The organism is Saprospira grandis DSM 2844, assembly GCF_000275825.1.
GTDB lineage: Bacteria > Bacteroidota > Bacteroidia > Chitinophagales > Saprospiraceae > Saprospira > Saprospira grandis_A.
On record NZ_JH719942.1, the window covers coordinates 405320 to 424496 of the forward strand.

The window sequence follows — 19177 nt, forward strand, 5'->3', positions numbered from 1 at the left end:
GATTATTATTATTTACGACTGCCCGTCTAGTTGGGCTAAAAATTCTGCTTCTGTAAGGATATTGATGCCTAAATCTTGGGCTTTTTTGAGTTTAGAGCCTGCTTTTTCGCCCACCACCAAAAAGTCTAAATTTTTGGAGACCGAAGAGGCAGCAATGCCCCCAGCAGCCAGCAGGTGTTTTTTGGCTTCGGAGCGGCTCATCTCTTGCAAACTGCCCGTAAACAGGACCTTTTTATTGGCAAAGGGGCCTTCTTTGGGACCCTCTTGGGGTTTTTCTTCTTCTAGTTGTTTTAGATTGAGGCCCAATTCGCCTAGCTCTTCTAGCAGCTGTTGGATGGCGGCTAGTTGAAAGCTATCATAGACCGATTGGGCCATTTTGGGCCCCACATCTTTTAGCTCGCTGAGCTGCTCGATGCTCCAGTTTTTAAGTTCTCGGATATCGGGGACAATAGCGGCCAAAATCTTGGCATTTCCGCTCCCCACATGACGCAGGCCAAGGGCATAAATGAGGCGGAAAATCGGTTGATTTTTGGAGGACTCAATCGCCTCTTGCAATTTGGCTACAGAGCGCTGGCCAAAGCCCTCGAACTGAGCAATTTTATCATAATCTAGGCGGTAAACATCGGCTAGGCCATGCAGCAGGCCCTCCTCATAAAACTTCTCGACATAAGCGGCACCAAAACCAGAAATATCCATGGCTCCCTTAGAGACAAAATGCTTGATGCGTTCTAGCGTCTGGGCCTCACAATCGGGATTGATACAGCGCCAAACAGCTTCGCCTTCGGGCCGTTCCAGCAAAGAATCGCAGACCGGGCAATTGCTTGGAAAAACGATGGGCTGCTCCTCTCCGGTCCGTAAATCCTCTAGGGGTTTAACGATTTGGGGAATCACATCTCCCGCTCTTTTGACCAGCACATGATCGCCGATGCGCAAATCTTTTTCGGCAATTTGCTCGGCATTATGTAGAGAAACCGAGCTTACGGTTACCCCGGCTAATTCGACCGGGCGAATTTTGGCTACAGGAGTAATGGCCCCCGTTCGGCCCACTTGATATTCTACACTTTCTAGGACAGAACTAGCCTCTTTGGCGGTAAATTTATAGGCAATAGCCCAGCGGGGATGATGATTGGTGTAGCCACAAATTTCTTGTAGGGCCAAGTTATTCAGCTTGACCACCATGCCATCAATTTCGTAGGCATAATCTTCTCTTTGGGCCTCCCATTGGGCGCAAAAATTGCCTACGGCGGCAATATTTGGGCAAAGTGCCCGCTCTTTATTAGCAGTAGGGACCTTAAAACCTAGGTCGGCCAAGCAGGCCAAAATATCCCAATGGCTCTCAAATTGGTCCAAAACATTTTCGGCTTTAGCATTAACCGCAAAGCCCATTTGATAGACAAAAGCCTCTAATGATCGGGCTTTTACTTGTTGTGGATCTTTTAGGCGAAGGCAACCCGTTGCGGCATTTCGGGGGTTGGCAAAAAGGGCCTCTCCGGCGGCGGCTCGCTTTTCATTGACCCGCTCAAATCGGTCTTTTCGGATCAGGGCCTCTCCGCGCAGTTCCACTTTTTGGATGCCGTATTTACTAAAATTGGCCTGTAGGGGAATGCTAGCAATGGCGCGGGCATTGGCCGTGATTTCATCGCCTTTTTCTCCATTTCCGCGGGTGGCGGCACGGACCAACTGATCATTTTCATAAACCAACACAATTGTCCCCCCATCAAACTTGGGTTCTACACAATAGGCCAGTTCATTTTGGGCCAAATCTTCGGGCAGAAGGCGGCGAAGACGCTGCTCAAAATCCTGAAGATCCTCCATATTTTCAGAGTTCTCTAAAGAAAGCGTAGGCGTAAGATGCTCCACGCTTGGAAAGCCCTCTGTTAGGTCGCTAGACACTCTTTGCGTGGGCGAATGCGGGAAAACCCATTGGGGGGCCGCCTCTTCTAGGCGCTTCAATTCTCGAAACAACTGATCATATTCATAATCACTCAGCAGGGGCTGATCGAGCACATAATAGCGCCATTCATGATAAGTAATCAGGGCAATTAGCTCCTGAATAAAGGCCTCTTCTGTAGGCAATGGCTTTTGGGCCAAGAGCGCTTTAGAGCGCTCAAATAATTCTTTTTGCTCTTGAGCAGAATAACGCATAAGTTAATGTATGAATTTTTTTTGTGGTGTTGGGGCCTCCGCCTCGCTGCGCTCGTCGGCGCTACGTTTCGGGGCTCGCAAGTCTGCTCGGCCCTTCAGGCTCCACTTCGTTTCGCCTTTGGTCTGGCCTTCGGCCACCCCTCCACATCGCTAGGCCGCGGACCGTTTGGGCGGCATTTGGGGCTCCAATTTACTGAAAAATTTTCTCCGCACTATGCGGGCAACGCTTAAAGATTCGTTTCTCTAAATCTTGGAGAAAAAACTCTCTTTGGGCATCAGATAGACCTTTTTTGTAGGGTTCAAATTCTTCTGCAAAGCAGGGATTTAGGCCCGTAGCATATTGGAAACCTTCTTCGAGCAATTCGTAATCACCAGTTTGGACCTCTTCCATTAGGGTGCACTCACAGAAACTGGTGGCCAAATTATTTTTGATGCGATCATCGCGAAAAGCAATATAGTCAATCGTATAGATGAGGACGACCAAAAAAAAGAGGACCGCCGCTCCTGTGATACTCCACTGGATAATGGTTTTCCGTTCCATAAGATAATTGGGTAAATTATTAAGTGTGTATGCGTAGTAGAATGTAGTATGCTATGCCTTAGAAAGGTAAGAGATTTATAGCGTTAAACTAATTTTTTTTGGCCTTCTTTTGGGCCTTTTTTTTGTGGTGGGCTGTCTTACTGGCCATTTGTTATATTTGAGCTTAATCTATATTTTCACTAGAACGAAGCGATTCTGTTCAAAGGCAGGGGAAAAGACAATTTGAGGAAGAAGAAAAAAGCCTTGCAGAAATGCAAGGCTTTTTTCTTAGGCCTCCTTAAAGGCTCTGGTCATTTCTCTTTTGCCTTTTGGGCCAGGCAGGGCTTCTACCCTAAAGCCGATGCTTTTGAGGAGTCGCTTGAAGGCGCCTTTGGCGCAGTAGGTGGTCAGGCAAGCGCCGGGGCGCATGGCCTCATAAATCTTTTTGAGCATGGGTTCCTTCCAGAGTTCGGCCTGTACATTTGGAGAAAAAGCATCATAATAGACAATATCGAAGGCATTTTGGGCGGATAAGTCCTCAAAATGCTGAATATTCAAGCAGAAATTAAAGTTTTCGGCTAGGGTTTGCCAGCGGTTGGGCTGCTTGTGCATAGCCAGAAAAGCAGCTTGGCTAGTTGGGCTGGCTAGCTCTTGGGTATAATTAAGGGCCTGGGCGGTTTTGCTAGGAATGGGATAAGCCTCTAGGGCCAAATACTGAATTTGGCATTGGGGCGCTTCTTTTTGGCTATACAAATAGCTCATTAGGGCATTTAGGCCGGTACCAAAACCAATTTCTAAAATAGCTAATTGTGCTGGCCCCTTAGCCAATTGATGGGCCAAGGCCGCCTGTATAAAAACGGTATCGGTTTCTTGGATGGCCCCATGTGTAGAGTGGTAGCTGGCCGCAAACTTTGCCGACTCTAGGCTGTGAGAGCCATCGGCGGTTAGGATAATTTTAGCGTTAGAATCTGCTTGCATATAATCTACTAAATTGGATCAGGTCAAAGTAAGATTTTTTGATGTTTATACAACAGCCTAAGGAAGGAAGTTGTTTAGTTGGTCCTTTATATTTGCGGTAGACAGGGCGCGAAGCGCCCGCAGGCCTAGCGATGCGGAAGGGTGGCCCAGAGGGCCAGACCGAGTAGGCGAAGCCTGCGAAGGGCCGAGCGAACAGCGAGCCCTGAAGCGTAGCGCCGCAGCTTTGCTGCGGAGGCCCAAAAAAAAAGGCCCTCTTCCCAGAGGACCTACAACAATAAACATCTAGCTGTAAGGCGCAACATTTAGTAGCGGACATCATGGTGAATGGCAGCTAAAAACTCCTTGCGGAACTGCTCTTTTTCAAATTGACCACTGTAGGCGGTTGTTACCGTACTACTAGATATATCTTGGATGCCTCGGCTAGAGACACACATGTGTTTTGCATCAATATAAACGGCCACATCATTGGTACCTAGGCTCGTTTTGAGTTCTTCTAAGATTTGGCGGCTCAGGCGTTCTTGTACCTGCGGGCGTTTGGCATAATACTGCACTAATCGGTTAATCTTTGAGAGGCCGATCACTTTACCATTGGGAATATATGCTACATGGGCCTTGCCATAGATGGGCAAAAAGTGGTGTTCGCAGGTAGACTGCAGCAAAATGTTCTTTTCGATCAGCATTTCTTCATACTGATATTTATTTTTGAAAAGGGCAATTTTGGGTTTATTGGCGGGATTGAGACCACTAAAAATCTCCTTGACATACATTTTGGCCACTCGGTAGGGGGTCCCTTTTAGAGAGTCGTCGCTAAGATCGAGCCCCATAATTTCCATGATAGCCTTAAAATGGGTTTGAATCTGCTCTACTTTTTCCTCATCGGAAAGTAAGAAAGCGTCTTCTCGCATGGGGGTATCGATAGAGCTAAGAATATGTTGGTCGCCCATTTCATCAAATAGGGCCTGCTCTTTGGCAGTCAGTGTTTTTACGGATTGGTTCATTTTAATTGAATTTACTTCTGAAAAAATAGGCAGATAAAAAATTCAGAAAAAGCTCTGCTACTTTTTTTGTCGTTAGATACGACTGAATTTTACGTTTTGTTTAGCCCTGAGGGGCTAAAATTTAGGGGCAACTCAAAACAACAAAGCTAAGGGAATCTATTGATTTAGAGTAGGCAGTTTGCGCATTTTGGTAATTTAGGTGTAGATGTCTGACTCCTTTTCAAACAGGCCTTGCTTTTTTTTGTTTAAAATACTACTTAGACTAGTTAAAAAAAATAGTAGAAAATGAAAATAGGCATTATTGGCTCGGGCATGGGGAGTCTTTCTGCGGGAGCGCTCTTGGCCAAGGATGGGCATGCTGTTCACATTATAGAACAAAATTATTTGCCTGGGGGTTGCACGAGTTCTTATTATCGTAAGGGCTTTATTTTTGAGGCGGGGGCCACCACTGTAGTGGGCTTAGACCAGCATATGCCTTTGCGCTACATTTTAGAGCAAACGGCGATCCAAATTGATATGAAGCCCTTGGATCGGCCCATGCAAATTCGGCTAAAAAATGGGCAGCAGCTAGAGCGATTTGCCAATTTGGAGGATTGGATTAGGGAGGCCGAGCGCATTTTTGGACCAAAGGGGCAGGCCGCTTTTTGGCGGCGCGCCTATGCCATTAGTCAGTTTGTTTGGGAAACCTCCTTGCAGCAGCAGAGTTTCCCGCCCTCTTCTTGGCAAGATTTGGGGCCTATGATCAAGGGGTTTCGGCCCAAGCAGTTGGCTTTTGCTGGACTGGCCTTTCGCTCGATGAAAAAGATGCTGCAACAATATGGGCTAGACAAAAATCCCGATTTTATTGCCTTTGTCAATGAGCAGCTGCTCATTACGGCCCAAAATTACCTGGAGGAAGTCAATGTTTTGTTTGGGGCCACGGCTCTTTGCTACACGCTTTTTGGCAATTATTATGTCTATGGGGGGCTCTACCAACTGGTCAAACCTTTTTGCGATTATATTGAGGCGCAGGGCGGAGAGCTTCATTTGCGGCGAAAAGTAGAGCAGATTAAGCGCAAAAATGGGCAATATATTTTGCAGACTAATCAGGGCCCAATGGCTTTTGACCGGCTGATTTCGGGTATTCCCATCAATAATTTACTCGATATTTGGCCCAATAAAAAGCTGCATCAGCGCTATAAAAAGCGGTTGTTGCAAAGTCCGCAGCTCAATTCGGCTTTTCAGATGGGCATAGGCTTTAAGCGCCAAGAGGACTCCCCGGTTTTGCACCATCAAATACATCTCAAGCAGCCACTTTCTCAGATTGGAAGCCAGAGTATTTTCCTCAGTTTTTCGGACCCCATAGATTGGTATCGAGCGCCTTTGGGCCAGGGCGTGGCCTCCATTTCTACGCATATTCCAGACCCCGCCCGCCGGCCCGTTAAAGACAAGGCCGCCCTAGAAGAAGAGATCCTAAAGGTCTTGGACGAGGAGGGCTATATTGCTCAAGACCAGGTTTTGTACAGGCATAGCTCGGCGTCTAGCAGCTGGGAAAGCTGGACCCAGCGCAAGTTTGGTTTTGTGGGCGGTTATCCTCAATTTCTACGCATTAAGCCCTGGCAGATGCTGGATGCTCGCCTAGAGAAGGGCGCCTATCTTTGTGGCGACACGGCTTATCCAGGGCAGGGGATTCCGGGCGTGGCCCTTTCGGGCATTATTGCCTATAAAAAGTTGTTGTTGGATGGCTAGTTTTTTGGGCCTCCGCCTCGCTTCGCTCGTCGGCGGTTACTCCCTTTGGTCGTCGAACTGCGGCCTAAAGGCCTTGTTGTCGTTTATTCCCGTTGGTCATCGAACTGGCGCCTCTTCGAGGCTGGTTGTCGGGGCTCGCTATTACTTGCTTCGCTGCGTCGGCTCCCGTTGGTCGGGTCGCTCGGCCCTTCGCCAGCAAGCTGGCTCGGTCTGGCCTTCGGCCACCCCTGCACATCGCTAGGCCTGCGGGCGCTTCGCGCCCTGTCTGCCGCAGAAATGGAGCCCGCCCTTAGAGGTCTTCCTCAATGCGTTGACTCAGCAATTGGTAGAGGGCCAGCAACTGCGGTTGATGCTCGGCCAAATAGGCCTGATGTTTTTGCATGCTGCTTTGGTCTCCTCGAATAGCGGGACCAGTTTGAAAATCTTTGGCGGGGCCTTCTTCTAGACGCTGGGCCGTTTGCAAAATTAGGGGGAAAAGAATTTCTGGATCGATTTGGGCCTGTTCACAGATGGTTTGGCCCATGGCAAAAAGATAGTTACTAAAATTATTGACCATAACGGCGGCCAGATGCAGGGCGGGCCATTGTTCCTCTGCTAATAAATGGTAGCGGCAGCCTAGCGATTGGGCTAAATCCTTTAATTGGTCCAAAAAAGTGGGAGAAGAAGCCGCCAAACAGATTGGAATGCTGGCCAAATTGGGCAAATAGCCCTCATGAAAACTTTGCAAAGGATAAAAAATGCCATATTGCTGGGCTTGAGCCAGTGCGCTTAATGGCGTAGCGCCAGAGCAGTGCAAAATTAGTCGTTCAAGGCGGATACTTTCGGGCAATTGGGCCAATACCTCAGCAATGGCTCTATCATGGACAGCAAGTAAATAATAGCCTGCTTGGTTTTGTAGTTGATCGAGGGCAAAAACAGCTTGTCCCCCTAAGTCCAGAGCCGCTTTCTGGGCCTTTTGAGGGCTTCTGCTATAGCATTGGCCGATAGTATGCCCTGCCTGAAAAAACGCATGGCCTAGCGCTTGGCCGACCTTTCCCGTCCCTATAATATGTATCTGCATCTTGTATTAGCGCAATTTGGCCACCGAAAAACGGCGGTAGGTTGCCTCACCAAGAATGACCACATAATACTCGCCGGCTTGGAATTGGCTAAAATCTAAATTGAGTTTTTGTTTTTTTCCGGCTTGAATGGGCGGAAAAAACTGTTGTTGCAAGCTACCGTTTTGGTCTAGGATACTACAAACCAAAGATTCATTAGTTTCTTCTGTTTCTAGAGAGACCTTAAGGCCTTCTTGCAAAACTTTGCTTTGTTCGGAGATATTGGGCAGTTGTTCTAGGTCAATTTTGGCCCAATTGATTTTTCGTTTAGTTTTTTCTTCTTCAGCAGAAGAGCGCAGCTCTTCTAGTTCTAGCCTTTGCTGTTGGTCCAAGGAGACATTGGCGGGAGTAGTTTGGCAGGAAAAGAGCAGGCTCAGTAGACAAAAAGCGGTACAATAACGAAGCATAATAAATGATCTTTTGAGTTCTTAAGATAGCTTATATTAGGGAGCTAGGCAAACCTTAGGGCCGCAGTTGCACAAAATACTCTTTGCCTGCACGGGGTTTAATGGAGTTATGGCAATCATTTATTTGGACTGAAGAAAAATGGGCCTTAAAAAGTTGTTGATAGGCGGCTAGGCTCCCGCCAAAGGGTGGGCCTTTTGGGCTCAGCGGAAAATTGAACAGCAGGCCAATAAGTTGGCCGGAGGGGGACAGCAAGCTGGCCATTTTTTGGGCATATTGGGGTCGAAGTTTAGGGGGGAGGGCGCAGAAAAAAGTTTGTTCGATAATGAGGTCAAAATTATCTTCTTGCAGGGCAAAAAAATCGCCTTGATGAAAATGGTGAGGGGGCAAATCGCTTAACTTTTCTTGGAGTTGGCTTAGTGGTTTTTGGGCCCAATCGCAGAGGTGGATATTTCTAAAGCCTTTTTGGTAGAGATATTGGGCCTCATGGCCATGGCCACAGCCTGGAACAAGAATTTTGAGGCCCAAATCCTCCAGCTGATCAATATAAGTAGCGATAGGGCGGGTACAGCTGCCGGCGTTCCAGCCCGTAGTTTGCTCGAGGTATCGGTTTTGCCAATAATTGGCAGATAGTTTTTCTTTCATGGCAGTTTATTTTAGGATGTTGCAGGCGCAGAGCGCCGCAGGCTATAGCCAAATTTAAATCCGCTCACTTTTATATTGAGCTGCTATTTTGGCCTATACGGCCCTATTTTTCTCAGCCATAGCTGGGCTATTCCTTTAAAAAATAGCTAGTCTAGTCTAAAATTTCTAGCTAAATACGGTCAAAGCAGCGAAGTTAAATCTGGCTGAGGGATGGATAGCAGGGCCGCCGCAGGCGGCAGACCAAAGCGCTGAAAGCGCTGCAGGGCCGAGCAGACCTGCGAGCTGCGACACAGCCCGACCCGAGCGAAGCGAGTGGGCAGCCCCAAATCATTCTGCTAGCGTTGGCCAAAAAGGGCGGAGCCAATACGGACAAGCGTGCTGCCTTGTTTTAGGGCCAATTGATAATCTCCGGACATGCCCATAGAGAGCTCCTTAAAGCTAGGATCTTGGGCAAAAAACTGTTCTTTTAGTGTTTGGAAATACTGGGCTAATTGGCCAAACTCGGCCAAAACCTGTTCCTGATTATCGCTAAAGCTGGCCATGCCCATCAGGCCAACAATTTTGATATTTTTCATTTGGGCGTACTCTTTGGAGGTTAAGAGCGCCTGAGCTTCGGTCCAATGGAGGCCAAATTTACTATCTTCTTGGGCGATGTGAAATTGGAGCAGGCAGGAAATGGTTCTGTTATTTTTTTTGGCCTCCTTGTTAATTTCCTTTAAGAGACGGAGGCTATCTACGGCATGAATCAGGCTCACAAAAGGGGCAATATATTTCACTTTATTGCGCTGTAGGTGGCCAATTAGGTGCCATTCAATATCTTTGGGGAGGCTTTCGGCCTTTTCTAGGAGTTCCTGCACCTTATTTTCGCCAAAAATGCGTTGTCCTTGATTGTAGAGGGCTTGAATAGCGGCAGCGGGTTTAGTTTTGGAAACCGCCACCAATTCCGTTTGCCCATTGGCCAACTCCTTCTTAATGTTTTGATAAAAATCTAGATCTAGCATAAAAACCTTTGCTTTTTTTTGCTGTTGTGGAATAGGAAACCGTACTTTTGATAGTATTACTATCATTTCAACCCCTTCTAAATCATCTTATGGCTTCAGTTCAGCCTTCTTTTAAGCCGCTCAAGCGGTTAGGCAAGATGTTATACCTTGACCGCAAAGATATTTATTTAGTCAGTTTTTACGCTTTTTTTGCGGGTCTTTTAGGCTTGGGGATTCCTTTGGGGATACAAGCGATTATTAACTACATTGCGATTGGAGAGACCACGACCAGTTGGTACACCCTCTGTTTTTTGATTACGGGGGCCAGTGTGGCGGTGGGCATCAGTCGTTATATGCAAGTATTGATTGCGGAGGGGATTCAGCAGCGAATATTTACTCGTTCGGCCTTTGAGTTTGCCTATCGGATTCCGAGATTCAAGATGGAGAGCATTCGGGAGGCTTATGCGCCTGAATTGGCCAACCGTTTTTTTGACACTTTATCGGTGCAGAAGGGGGTGCCCAAGCTCATCATTGATTTGCCGGCTTCTGTATTACAAATACTCTTTGGGTTAATTTTGTTGGCCAGCTATCATCCTTTCTTTGTCTTTTTTGGTTTGACCTTATTATTTGTGTTGGTAGCTATTTTATACTTTACCTATCAGGAAGGTTTGGCCAGTAGTTTAAGAGAATCTAAATATAAGTACAAAGTTGCCTATTGGTTGGAGGAATTGGGGCGGACCATGGGCTCTTTTAAGTTGGCTGGGCGCACCCAGTACCCCTTAGAGAAAACCGACGAATTGGTGGGCAGTTACCTCAAGCATCGGCAGAGTCATTTTGCGGTTTATCGGCAGCAGTTTATGAGCATGGTGGGTGTTCGGGGAGGCGCTACCTTGGCTCTTTTGTTATTGGGTGGAGGCTTGGTCATTTCCAATGAAATGAACATTGGGCAATTTGTTGCGGCAGAAATCATGATTATCATGGTGCTCAATGCCTTGGAGAAAATTATTTTGAGCATGGAAACCGTTTTTGATGTCCTTACGGCCATTGAGAAAATTGCGCATGTTACGGATTTGCCTTTAGAAGAAGAAAAAGGCATTGATTTTCAGGAAATTGTTGGAAACAAAGGGATTCATCTTCGGGTACACAAAATGAGTTATCATCCAGAACCGATGATGCCGCCGGTGCTCAAAGAGATTTCCTTTGAGTTGGGTGGAGGAGAGCACCTTTGCATTACGGGTTTTGCCGATTCGGGAAAAACTACTCTTTTGCGGATCTTGCTGGGCTTGTACCAAAACTTTAAGGGGACCATTGATTACAACCAAATGCCCATTCGCAACCTCAATTTGAGTAGTTTGCGCTCTTATATGGGCGATTATTTGAGAGAGGAGCATTTATTTTATGGCAATTTGCTAGAAAACATTGCTATGGGGCGAAAAGATGTTACGGCCCAGGATGTCCTTTCTACTTGTCGGGCGGTGGGGCTTGACCGCTTTTTGCAGGAGCATCCAGAAGGCTTAGATGCCATTATTCCCTCCGATGGGCAGGGCTTATCGCAATCAACCATCAAAAAGATTTTATTGGCCCGTTGTATTGTGGACCATCCCCGTTTTTTGGCAGCAGAAAACCTATTGGTAGGCTTAGAGAGTAGAGAAAAGCGGATGTTGACCAATTTGCTTACTGCACCTAATGCGCCTTGGACCCTAGTGGCCGTTAGCCGCTCTTCTGAGCTGGCCGCCCGCTGTAAACGAGTGATTGTTTTGGATAAGGGCGAAATTATTTTTAATGGCTGCTATAACGACCTAAAAAAAGAGCCTTACTTCAATGAGCTATTTGATGGCTGCGAAGAGGCCTAAAAGCCAAAGACCAAAGCTAGTTTAGCTTTGGTCTTTTTTTCTTACTTCAGTACCTCTGATTCAAATTGCCAGACTCGGCCTCCTCCCCCATTATTGGACAAAATGCTCCGGATCAACTGCATTTCTGGCCAAAGGTCGTTCATCATGCCATCTGTACGAGCCAAACGCTCATAATCACCAATGATGGGCCGAAAAAAACTAAATAATAACTCTGGATTTAGGCCTCTGGCTCCCTGCAAATTCTTGAGCACCTGAAATCGGCGATTGGGCTGATGCAACAAAAACTGATAGAGCGGCAAAGAACGAACAAAAGCCCCCGGAATACGGGCCAAAAGCGTTAGGGCCGCATCTGCTAGGGCCAAATCATCGGCCTCGGCCATCATCTGAATGTAGCGCTCTTGAGTAGCTACTTCTCGACCAAAATCTTGTAGGCCCAATAATAAACGAGCCGCCAAAGCTTCATCCTTGCTGCCCAAAGCATCAAAAAATCGCAAAATTTCTGCTTTTGTTGGAATCCTTCGGAACTTTTGCAAATTCTCGGCAGTTGTGGCCTTAATTTTCACCGTCTTCCTCCGCTTTAGATCCAAGATAACAGCCTTGAATTTTGGATTGGGACAATAAAATAACAACAACTTTTCTAAAGCCTCCAAACGCTGCTGCATAGCATTATCGGCCCCCTCATAAATTTGAAATAAAGCCTCTTTTTCTTCCCTTGGCCAAAGCGCCTCCCAGAAAGAAAGCCGCAAATCATATTTATGCCGATCAAAAATTTCTACATTCTCTTCTGCCGAAAGCGGACTCTGCTCTTGCAGAAAATCTAAATTTTTTTGATGTTTGGGATCCATATTGCTAAGTTGTTAAAGAAAACTTAATAAATTGCAGTGCTCCTATAGAGCTTAAGTCAATAATTTAACGATTATTTCCTTTTTTTCTTGGCTAAAAGAATGCTCCCCCTAAAAAAAGTAGCAAATACATCAAAAATTAACCTAGGATTTAAATAGCTTACTAGACTTTTGTTTAATTTTGTAGCCGCTTTTTAAATCAACCTAGCTTGACTTTACACTCAAGTAGAAATTACACCAAATGAAAAAGGTTTTTCACGCTTTCCTATTTTTGCTATTTAGCTTGGCTCTTTTTTCTTGTAACAATGAAGCCAGCAAAGTAGACAATAACGAACCTAAAAGCGCCGAACTGGCGCAAGATAGTAGCCAAAAAGAAGCAGCCACTAAGCCTGCCGAAAAAACACTTTTGGGCAAGTGGTATGTTATTGACATGGACAATGAAAAAATAGAAAAGGGAGCGATGATCATTGAATTTAATGCCGACGGAAAGGTATCGATGCTCAACCAAGAAGATAATTCCGCTGCTGATTATGAGCTAATCGAGGAGGAAAACCTTATTAAGGTAACCAATAGCAATGATGCTCCAGAAACTTGGACCATTGAAAAATGGGAGGATAAAACCCTTGCCATCACAGCCAAATCTCCTGATGGAGAAGAGGCACTACTTACGCTAGAGCGCTAAGCGCCAATAAATTAGACAATAATTACTTATTGTATATATTCAGACTATTCACATTTTTTTGATCTATCAAACATTCCAACCATGAAATTTTTGAATCTATTGTTCGTAATGGTTTTCGCTTTTGCTATCACTTCTTGCGGTGAAGAAGCTCCCAAGAAAGAAGAAGTAAAACAAGAAGAAACTACCAAAGAAGGTGGTGAGAAAGCACAGGAAGAAGGCAACACTGAGGCCGCTCCTGAAACTGAAGCTACAACTGAAGGTGAAGGTGAAGCTGCTCCTGCTGAGGGTGAAGCTGCTCCTGAAGGCGAAGCTAAAGAAGAAAGCCACTAAGGTCACGATCACTAGTCACTAGCGATCTAGAATAAGAGAGGCGCTCAACTTTTGTTGGGTGCCTTTTTTTTATGTTTTTTGGGGCTGCCCCTGCGGCCTACGGCCTTGGGTCGGGCTCTGTCGTGGCTCGCAGGTCTGCTCGGCCCTGCAGTTTTTTTCGCTTCGCTTCAAAAAACTTGGGTCTGGCCTTCGGCCACCACTATCCATCCCTCAGCCGTTTTGGCCTTTGGCCAAATTGGGCCGTTTTAGGGCTCCAAGGCTTGGTTACGAATCAGGCGGTGGCCAATACTACAAGACAAACAACGGCGCTCTACACAATAACACTTATAGAGTTGAATCAGGGCCTGCGACTGCTGTGCATCCTTGGCCGAAATATCCCAGCCTCCCCAATTTCTCAAAATCTGATTATTTTCTGCGGGCAACTGCCCTAATAGATCAAGCAGCAACTCAACCTCTTTTTCTTGGCCATTGGCCTGAGCATGCAAAAAGCGAAAAGGGGCCAAAAAATTGATAAAAAGCAACTGAATACTCTCCTTGCCCAAGCTTTTCTGCTTACGGGCCTGGCTTTTTTTCCCTAGGCGATAATGGCTCAGCCAATAGGGAGAATTTATTTTAACGCCAAATAAAGCCTGCAAAGCTTTTAGGGAGTCTACCTCCATAAATTTGGACCAAAGCTTTTCCTTTTGCAAAAGCCCAAGCAAAAGAACAAGGCGAAAACTAGGCAAAGCTGAAGGACGCAAGCCCCCAAAATTCCAGGCTAAGGGCAGGGCCGTTCCGAGCAGCTCCTTTTCTTGCAAATAAGCATACTCTTGGGCCAAAGCCTGGCTATAGTCATCTTCTGTTTGGGCCAAAAAGCCGGCTCGCCCAAAAAAGAGGGCCTCTAGCTGTTTGGGCCGGCCCAAATACTTTCGCCAAAGCCGATAAGGCAAAGCCTGCCCTAGGCGCTGAAAGTTTTCGGCATTTTGGCCCAAACCAAAATGAGCAATGAGCTGTTCATAGAAACAGGCGGTCCAATCGCCTCGCCAATGGCTTAGGCGCTTGCGCAAGGCCGCCGCTTTTTGCTCTAAGCGCTCAATGGTTAGGCGTTCTAACCAAATGGACCATTCTAAGGGGTCTATTTGGGGAAGTTGCGGCCCACAGGCGATGGGCTGTTCTAGCTCGCCGAGCAAGCGCATCCCCTGCTCAAAGAGGGCGGGAGAAATGCGTCCCCGCAAGGCCAAGGCGGGCAAGCGGCTACCATCTGCCCGCCGAATAACTTGGTCCTCATCATAGACCAGATGCAAAATGACATTTTCATAATTGGGGTCGTTTTGGTGTCCATGCCGCAGCCAATCAGAGGCGCGTTTGTGGACCTCCACCTGCCCGGCCCAAAGGGTGCCCCCAATATAAATTCGGGCATCGGAAAAATCGGGGCCGGCGGCATGCTGGTTCCAGTGGCCCGGATAAACCAACTGAATTTCTTGGCCTTCGGCAGTGCGCAAAAAACGCTTGTCGTATAATTGAAAGCGCCAGATATAATGCAAAAAGGATTCGGGAAAAGGATATTTACTCATCGCTAAATTTTTAAATACAGCTAAAGTTAGCTAAAAATAACGCTAATAGCAACAAAATAATTAATTTTGTTTACTATAGTGTTAAGTTCTGGTAAAATCCTTTTGGCGCCAGAAGGCTGGGCTTTGCCCAGCCTGGCTGAGGGATGGACAGTGGTGGCTGAAGGCCAGACCCAGCCGCCGAAGGCGGCGCAGGGCCGAGCAGACCTGCGAGCCACGAAACAGCCCGACCCGCCCGCAGGGCGGGGCAGCCCCAAATCAACATCTGAAGGATAAAATATTTCGTTTTAAAAGAAAAGAACTATGTGGAAACCATTATTTTCGTTGGTTGTTAGTGTACTAATTTTATGTCAATACGCTTGTGGGCCGGCCAACAGCCCTGCTGTAGTAGGCGCGAGCGACAAAACGGTAGAATCTATGGAAGGATTAGCGGTGGCCACCTTAGGCGCGGGTTGTTTTTGGTGTGTAGAGGCCATTTTTCAGGACCTCAAGGGGGTCAAAAAAGTAGTATCTGGTTATGCTGGCGGGCAGGTAGAAAACCCGACTTACAAAGCGGTTTGTGCTGGGACGACTGGGCATGCGGAGGTGGTCCAGATCACTTTTGACCCGGAGGTATTATCTTATACTGACTTATTGGAGGTCTTTTTCTTTACGCATGATCCGACGACGCTCAATCGGCAGGGGAATGATGTGGGGACGCAATATCGCTCGGCTATTTTTTATCATTCGGAAGAGCAAAAAGCGGCAGCGGAAAAGGTGAAGGCGAAGATGGCGGTGGAGTTTTCGGATCCTATTGTGACGGAGGTTGTGGCTTTTGATCGTTTTTATTCGGCGGAGGATTATCATCAGGACTATTATAATTTGAATGCGAACAAGAATCCTTATTGTTCGGCGGTGATTAGTCCGAAGGTGAATAAATTTCGGAAAAGCTACAAGGATAAATTGAAAGAGGAATTGAAGAAGTAGTTCTAAGAAGAAAAGAGGCAAATCGCCTCTTTTTTTTTTGTACTTTTAGGACAAAGCCTTGTCCATGTTACTATTAAAATCTTGGTTAGACCTTGTTCAGCAGCTACTGACCTCTCCTGTTCTTTTGATGGGGTTATTTGTGGCTTTGATTGTTTTGCTCTTCCTTATTTCTCGTTTTAACAACTACTTAGAGGTACGTGGGGTAGACCGTGCGATTGCGATTACTCGGGGGATTGTGGGGTCTTTTATTTGGTTTATTGTGGTTCCCACGGCTCTATTTATTTTTGTCAATGTGGTGGCCTTAATTTTCCAGGTTCCCTTAGTGAGTATTAGTTTTTTGGGCAACTGGTTGGGTTTGACGGCCTCTTCTTATTGGTGGCTGCTTCGTTGTATGTTTAACAGTGCGGATTTGAATGGGGCGGACACCTCTTATAGTTTGCATTCGATTATTCGGATTTTATGGATTTTGATTCCCTTTAGTTTAATTTGGTTTCGGACTAATAAGGGGCGGATTCCGCGTCTAATTCTCATACCGATTATCATTGTTGTTTTTGTGGTTACCCAGGGAAAGAGGGCTGATGAAACCTTTATTACTGAGCAATTTGAGATGGAGACCCTGCGTGCTCTTCCGGTGATTGGGTTTGTTTTTGAGGAGCCTGAAGCGGGAACGGATCAGGGGAGTATGCATCCGACCACCCGTAAAATTATTTCGGTGGTTTTGGTTCTTTTGGTATTGGGGGGATTGGCTACGGGCTTGGTGGCCGAGAAAAGGGTCATTGGGTTGATTGTAGTAGCTGTAGGCATTGGGGGTTTTATGTTAATTATGCCTTCGGGGCAGAGCAAGGATATTTTGGCCGAGGGTTTAACTGAAGAAGAGAAAAAAGAGAGTCCATTTCATCATGACATTGACAGCTTAGTGCATCGGTTAGATAGTTTTTATGAATTGGAGGGGGTTAATTCTTTAGAGGTCTATTATATTACGATAAAACTAGATGCGGCCTATCGGGCACAAAGAGAAAAGGAGCCCTTTCCGGACTCCCTTTGTCTTCGTTACAAAGACTTTTTCTACGATTGGTGTCGTTAGGACCAATAGTTTTACTGCTTTTTGAGCTGCATACGAATATCTCTTTCTTGGAAAAGGATTTTGAGTTTCAGTTCGTCCTCTTTGGCTTCTAGCACATCAATTTTGAGTTGTCCGCCGCCAACAATCAGTTGCTTATCTTCAATTTTATAGGCTTCTGGATTATTGAGGCCAAACTGTTCGAGCAGTGCAAAATCGAGTTGTTCTTCGGCCAAAAACTTTAGTCTTGCGCCAGCCTGTTGCTTGGCAGAATCTTCAACAAACAGCACATCTTCGCTATTGCCATCAATGCTGCCGGCTACGCAGAGCCATTCTCCGGTAAGTTTTTCGGTGGTTAAGACAGTTGTTTCTTTTTGGGGAGCATCGCCTTGGCAAGCCATGAGTAGCAAGCTAAAACACAAAAGGTAAATTTGTTTCATAGGATAGAAATTGGGTGTACAATAGTAGACCTCTTTTTTTGTTGATCTACGTCTTCAATGATACAAAAAAAAATCAGAAACCGCCTTTGCTTTGCATTTTAACTTTTCGGCCGGGCAGGCTATCCCAATTTTCGGCGGCCAAGCCATTGGGGCTAATCATCCAGAGCAAGGGGATGCGGCAGCGAACTTCGGGTTTGGCAGCAAAGCCGTCGGTAAAATAGATTAAGGCATCGGGCCGATAATCTTCATTGGCCCATTTGATGGGAGCGTCAAAGCGGGTGCCGCCACGGCCTTGAACCAGCTCGGGCGTTTTACCTTTATAGGGATAGATGCGTTGAATATCAACATCGCATTCAACCAGCATGATTTCGGCCCCTTGTTTCCAAATATGATAGAGCTCACTAAAAAAGAGCTGCAATTCCTCTTGATTGACAGAGCCCGAGCTATCTAGGGCTACCCCAATTTTCTGTTTGCGTTGAATTTTAATTCCGGGGCTTGTTCCATAACGCTTCGAGGGCTTTTTGATCGTATTTCTGATGCGGGTTCGGCTACTAGAGGACGCAAAAAGCCGCAGGGTTCTCCGCCAATTGATGCTGGGCTGCAAACTCTTCATCAGTTGGTCCAAATACTCCTGCAATTGGGCCGGCAAATTGGTATAATTTCTCGTCTTTAAGCGCGCTAAGCTATTTTGGATGGCATCATTGACAAAGGCCTCCATAATTTTTTGCTCCGAGGGGCTCTGCTGCTGAATATCATCCCAAAAAGCATGCTGCTCCAAATGCGGATGCTCTTCTTCTAAGAGCGCTTGCAATTTTTGTTGGGCCGAATTAAATTCCTCATTTTCTTCGCTGCCTCCTCCCCCATTCATCATCTCTTCTAGCTCATCGGATAGGCGGTTGTAGTAGTAGTCTAAGCTTTGGCCACGCTCCAAAGAAAAATCTGGAAAATCTTCTAAACGTATAGCTTCTTCCTCCAATTGGTCCGAATCAATATATTGGTTGACGGCCAAATCGGCAGCAATACCATAGAGTTGCTTGTTCCCAAAATCCTTGGCCCGCAAAATATGCTTAAACACAATATGCAAAATCTGATGCTTGATGGCCCCATAACGCAGTGCAGCCGTTTGCTTGGGCGTTGCCCCTTGGAGCTTTTCCTCCCAGTAGTTGGGGTTTACCAAGAGCTTGAGCATTTGACTGCCACCCAAACGCAGGGCCATAGTTTCGGTCTCTTGGCTCACATCCCTAAGCAAAGAAGAAAAAAAATGACCATAAAAAGCCTCTTTCAGCATCAGCTGAATGCTCGTTTTGGCTAATTCATCAAGTATTTTTTGAGACATAACTAGGCGCGTTCACAATATTCAAAATACAAAAAACGATCAATGAGAATATTGCCCCGATAAGGAAGCAATGTTGGCGTTTTGTAGTAGCATTCTATAATAATATAGGAATATTTGGCCTTAGTAATGAAGTTGAACTGATATGTTTTCCATTCATAGTGCGCAATTGGCGCCGAGCTGGCCAATAACTGCAATGGCTCCTCCGCAGTTTTGGCCCCCCACAAACGAAAACAGGCCGCCCCCGTATAACCCGCATAGGCCTGCGAACGAGAGAGGTCCAACTCAAATTTATAACATTTGTCCTTCTTTAAGGCCTTGGGCAGTTTGGCCGCTACCGACTCAAATGTGCCGTCTTCTCGACAAATCAGCCCCATAAAAGTATTCCCATCTGTTGGGCGCTGATAAACCCCCCAAGGCCCCGGCAAAATATCGGGCGTAGAATTATAACTGCTGCTTTCCCAGCCCTCCGGATGTAGCGCATCTCTGGGCGCCCCTTCAAAAGAGCCATTGGGCAACCAAATTTTTGGCCCCTTTTGCCCCCAAAGCCCTAAGGCAAAAAAGCAAATAAATAGGCTTGTCAATATCTTTCTGGACATAAGCAAATCTCATCTTCGCTTTGTTT

General features: G+C 46.3%; 19 protein-coding genes. 6 read left to right on the forward strand and 13 right to left on the reverse strand.

Annotation, left to right across the window (positions count from 1 at the left end; translation table 11 throughout):
• Positions 1 to 12 precede the first annotated feature (12 nt).
• The 4 genes from ligA to folE form a co-directional block, all read right to left on the reverse strand.
• Positions 13 to 2145, reverse strand: a complete 2133-nt coding sequence (ligA, locus tag SAPGRDRAFT_RS02065; RefSeq protein WP_002656783.1) for an NAD-dependent DNA ligase LigA — start codon at positions 2143 to 2145, stop codon at positions 13 to 15.
• A 190-nt stretch (positions 2146 to 2335) separates the two neighbouring features.
• Entirely contained in the window at positions 2336 to 2686 is a 351-nt protein-coding gene (locus tag SAPGRDRAFT_RS02070) for a hypothetical protein (RefSeq protein ID WP_002656785.1), read from the reverse strand.
• Positions 2687 to 2953: 267 nt separating this feature from the next.
• Positions 2954 to 3643: a tRNA (5-methylaminomethyl-2-thiouridine)(34)-methyltransferase MnmD gene (mnmD, locus tag SAPGRDRAFT_RS02075; protein ID WP_002656787.1), complete on the reverse strand. Its 690-nt coding sequence runs from the start codon at positions 3641 to 3643 to the stop codon at positions 2954 to 2956.
• 302 nt (positions 3644 to 3945) lie between these two features.
• Entirely contained in the window at positions 3946 to 4641 is a 696-nt protein-coding gene (gene folE, locus SAPGRDRAFT_RS02085; RefSeq protein ID WP_002656789.1) for a GTP cyclohydrolase I FolE, read from the reverse strand.
• A 285-nt stretch (positions 4642 to 4926) separates the two neighbouring features.
• Between folE and SAPGRDRAFT_RS02090 the strand changes: the two genes are divergently transcribed.
• Positions 4927 to 6369: a phytoene desaturase family protein gene (locus SAPGRDRAFT_RS02090; RefSeq protein ID WP_002656790.1), complete on the forward strand. Its 1443-nt coding sequence runs from the start codon at positions 4927 to 4929 to the stop codon at positions 6367 to 6369.
• 289 nt (positions 6370 to 6658) lie between these two features.
• Here the strand turns inward: SAPGRDRAFT_RS02090 and SAPGRDRAFT_RS02095 are convergent, their stop codons facing one another.
• The 4 genes from SAPGRDRAFT_RS02095 to SAPGRDRAFT_RS02110 form a co-directional block, all read right to left on the reverse strand.
• Positions 6659 to 7429 (reverse strand): Rossmann-like and DUF2520 domain-containing protein, encoded by a 771-nt coding sequence (locus tag SAPGRDRAFT_RS02095; protein ID WP_002656794.1) that lies wholly within the window; start codon positions 7427 to 7429, stop codon positions 6659 to 6661.
• Between the two features lie 6 nt (positions 7430 to 7435).
• Entirely contained in the window at positions 7436 to 7873 is a 438-nt protein-coding gene (locus SAPGRDRAFT_RS02100; RefSeq protein WP_002656796.1) for a hypothetical protein, read from the reverse strand.
• 55 nt (positions 7874 to 7928) lie between these two features.
• Positions 7929 to 8516: a methyltransferase domain-containing protein gene (locus tag SAPGRDRAFT_RS02105; protein ID WP_002656797.1), complete on the reverse strand. Its 588-nt coding sequence runs from the start codon at positions 8514 to 8516 to the stop codon at positions 7929 to 7931.
• 335 nt (positions 8517 to 8851) lie between these two features.
• Positions 8852 to 9517 carry a YggS family pyridoxal phosphate-dependent enzyme gene (locus tag SAPGRDRAFT_RS02110; protein WP_002656798.1) on the reverse strand — a complete coding sequence of 222 codons (666 nt, stop codon included), beginning with the start codon at positions 9515 to 9517 and terminating at the stop codon, positions 8852 to 8854.
• 89 nt (positions 9518 to 9606) lie between these two features.
• Here SAPGRDRAFT_RS02110 and SAPGRDRAFT_RS02115 point away from each other — a divergent pair, with 89 nt between their 5' ends.
• Entirely contained in the window at positions 9607 to 11349 is a 1743-nt protein-coding gene (locus SAPGRDRAFT_RS02115) for a peptidase domain-containing ABC transporter (RefSeq protein WP_002656800.1), read from the forward strand.
• A gap of 41 nt (positions 11350 to 11390) precedes the next feature.
• Here the strand turns inward: SAPGRDRAFT_RS02115 and SAPGRDRAFT_RS02120 are convergent, their stop codons facing one another.
• On the reverse strand, positions 11391 to 12194 hold the full coding sequence (locus SAPGRDRAFT_RS02120) for a hypothetical protein (RefSeq protein WP_002656802.1): 804 nt from the start codon (positions 12192 to 12194) through the stop codon (positions 11391 to 11393).
• Between the two features lie 238 nt (positions 12195 to 12432).
• Here SAPGRDRAFT_RS02120 and SAPGRDRAFT_RS02125 point away from each other — a divergent pair, with 238 nt between their 5' ends.
• Both SAPGRDRAFT_RS02125 and SAPGRDRAFT_RS02130 read left to right on the forward strand, forming a co-directional pair.
• Positions 12433 to 12873, forward strand: coding sequence for a hypothetical protein (locus SAPGRDRAFT_RS02125; RefSeq protein WP_002656804.1), 441 nt, complete (start codon positions 12433 to 12435; stop codon positions 12871 to 12873).
• A gap of 81 nt (positions 12874 to 12954) precedes the next feature.
• The gene (locus tag SAPGRDRAFT_RS02130) at positions 12955 to 13203 is read left to right on the forward strand and encodes a hypothetical protein (protein WP_002656806.1); all 249 of its coding nucleotides are present in this window, start codon (positions 12955 to 12957) and stop codon (positions 13201 to 13203) included.
• Between the two features lie 245 nt (positions 13204 to 13448).
• Here the strand turns inward: SAPGRDRAFT_RS02130 and SAPGRDRAFT_RS02140 are convergent, their stop codons facing one another.
• On the reverse strand, positions 13449 to 14756 hold the full coding sequence (locus tag SAPGRDRAFT_RS02140) for a DUF2851 family protein (protein ID WP_002656809.1): 1308 nt from the start codon (positions 14754 to 14756) through the stop codon (positions 13449 to 13451).
• Between the two features lie 300 nt (positions 14757 to 15056).
• Between SAPGRDRAFT_RS02140 and msrA the strand changes: the two genes are divergently transcribed.
• Together msrA and SAPGRDRAFT_RS02155 are read left to right on the forward strand one after the other, a co-directional pair.
• Positions 15057 to 15719: a peptide-methionine (S)-S-oxide reductase MsrA gene (msrA, locus tag SAPGRDRAFT_RS02150; protein WP_002656811.1), complete on the forward strand. Its 663-nt coding sequence runs from the start codon at positions 15057 to 15059 to the stop codon at positions 15717 to 15719.
• A gap of 64 nt (positions 15720 to 15783) precedes the next feature.
• Positions 15784 to 16803 (forward strand): hypothetical protein, encoded by a 1020-nt coding sequence (locus SAPGRDRAFT_RS02155; protein ID WP_002656813.1) that lies wholly within the window; start codon positions 15784 to 15786, stop codon positions 16801 to 16803.
• Between the two features lie 11 nt (positions 16804 to 16814).
• Here the strand turns inward: SAPGRDRAFT_RS02155 and SAPGRDRAFT_RS02160 are convergent, their stop codons facing one another.
• The 3 genes from SAPGRDRAFT_RS02160 to SAPGRDRAFT_RS02170 form a co-directional block, all read right to left on the reverse strand.
• Positions 16815 to 17219: a hypothetical protein gene (locus SAPGRDRAFT_RS02160; protein WP_002656816.1), complete on the reverse strand. Its 405-nt coding sequence runs from the start codon at positions 17217 to 17219 to the stop codon at positions 16815 to 16817.
• Between the two features lie 73 nt (positions 17220 to 17292).
• Complete coding sequence (locus SAPGRDRAFT_RS02165; RefSeq protein WP_002656818.1) at positions 17293 to 18555, reverse strand: vWA domain-containing protein; 1263 nt, start codon at positions 18553 to 18555, stop codon at positions 17293 to 17295.
• A 2-nt stretch (positions 18556 to 18557) separates the two neighbouring features.
• Positions 18558 to 19151: a hypothetical protein gene (locus SAPGRDRAFT_RS02170; protein ID WP_002656820.1), complete on the reverse strand. Its 594-nt coding sequence runs from the start codon at positions 19149 to 19151 to the stop codon at positions 18558 to 18560.
• Between the last annotated feature and the right edge of the window lie 26 nt (positions 19152 to 19177).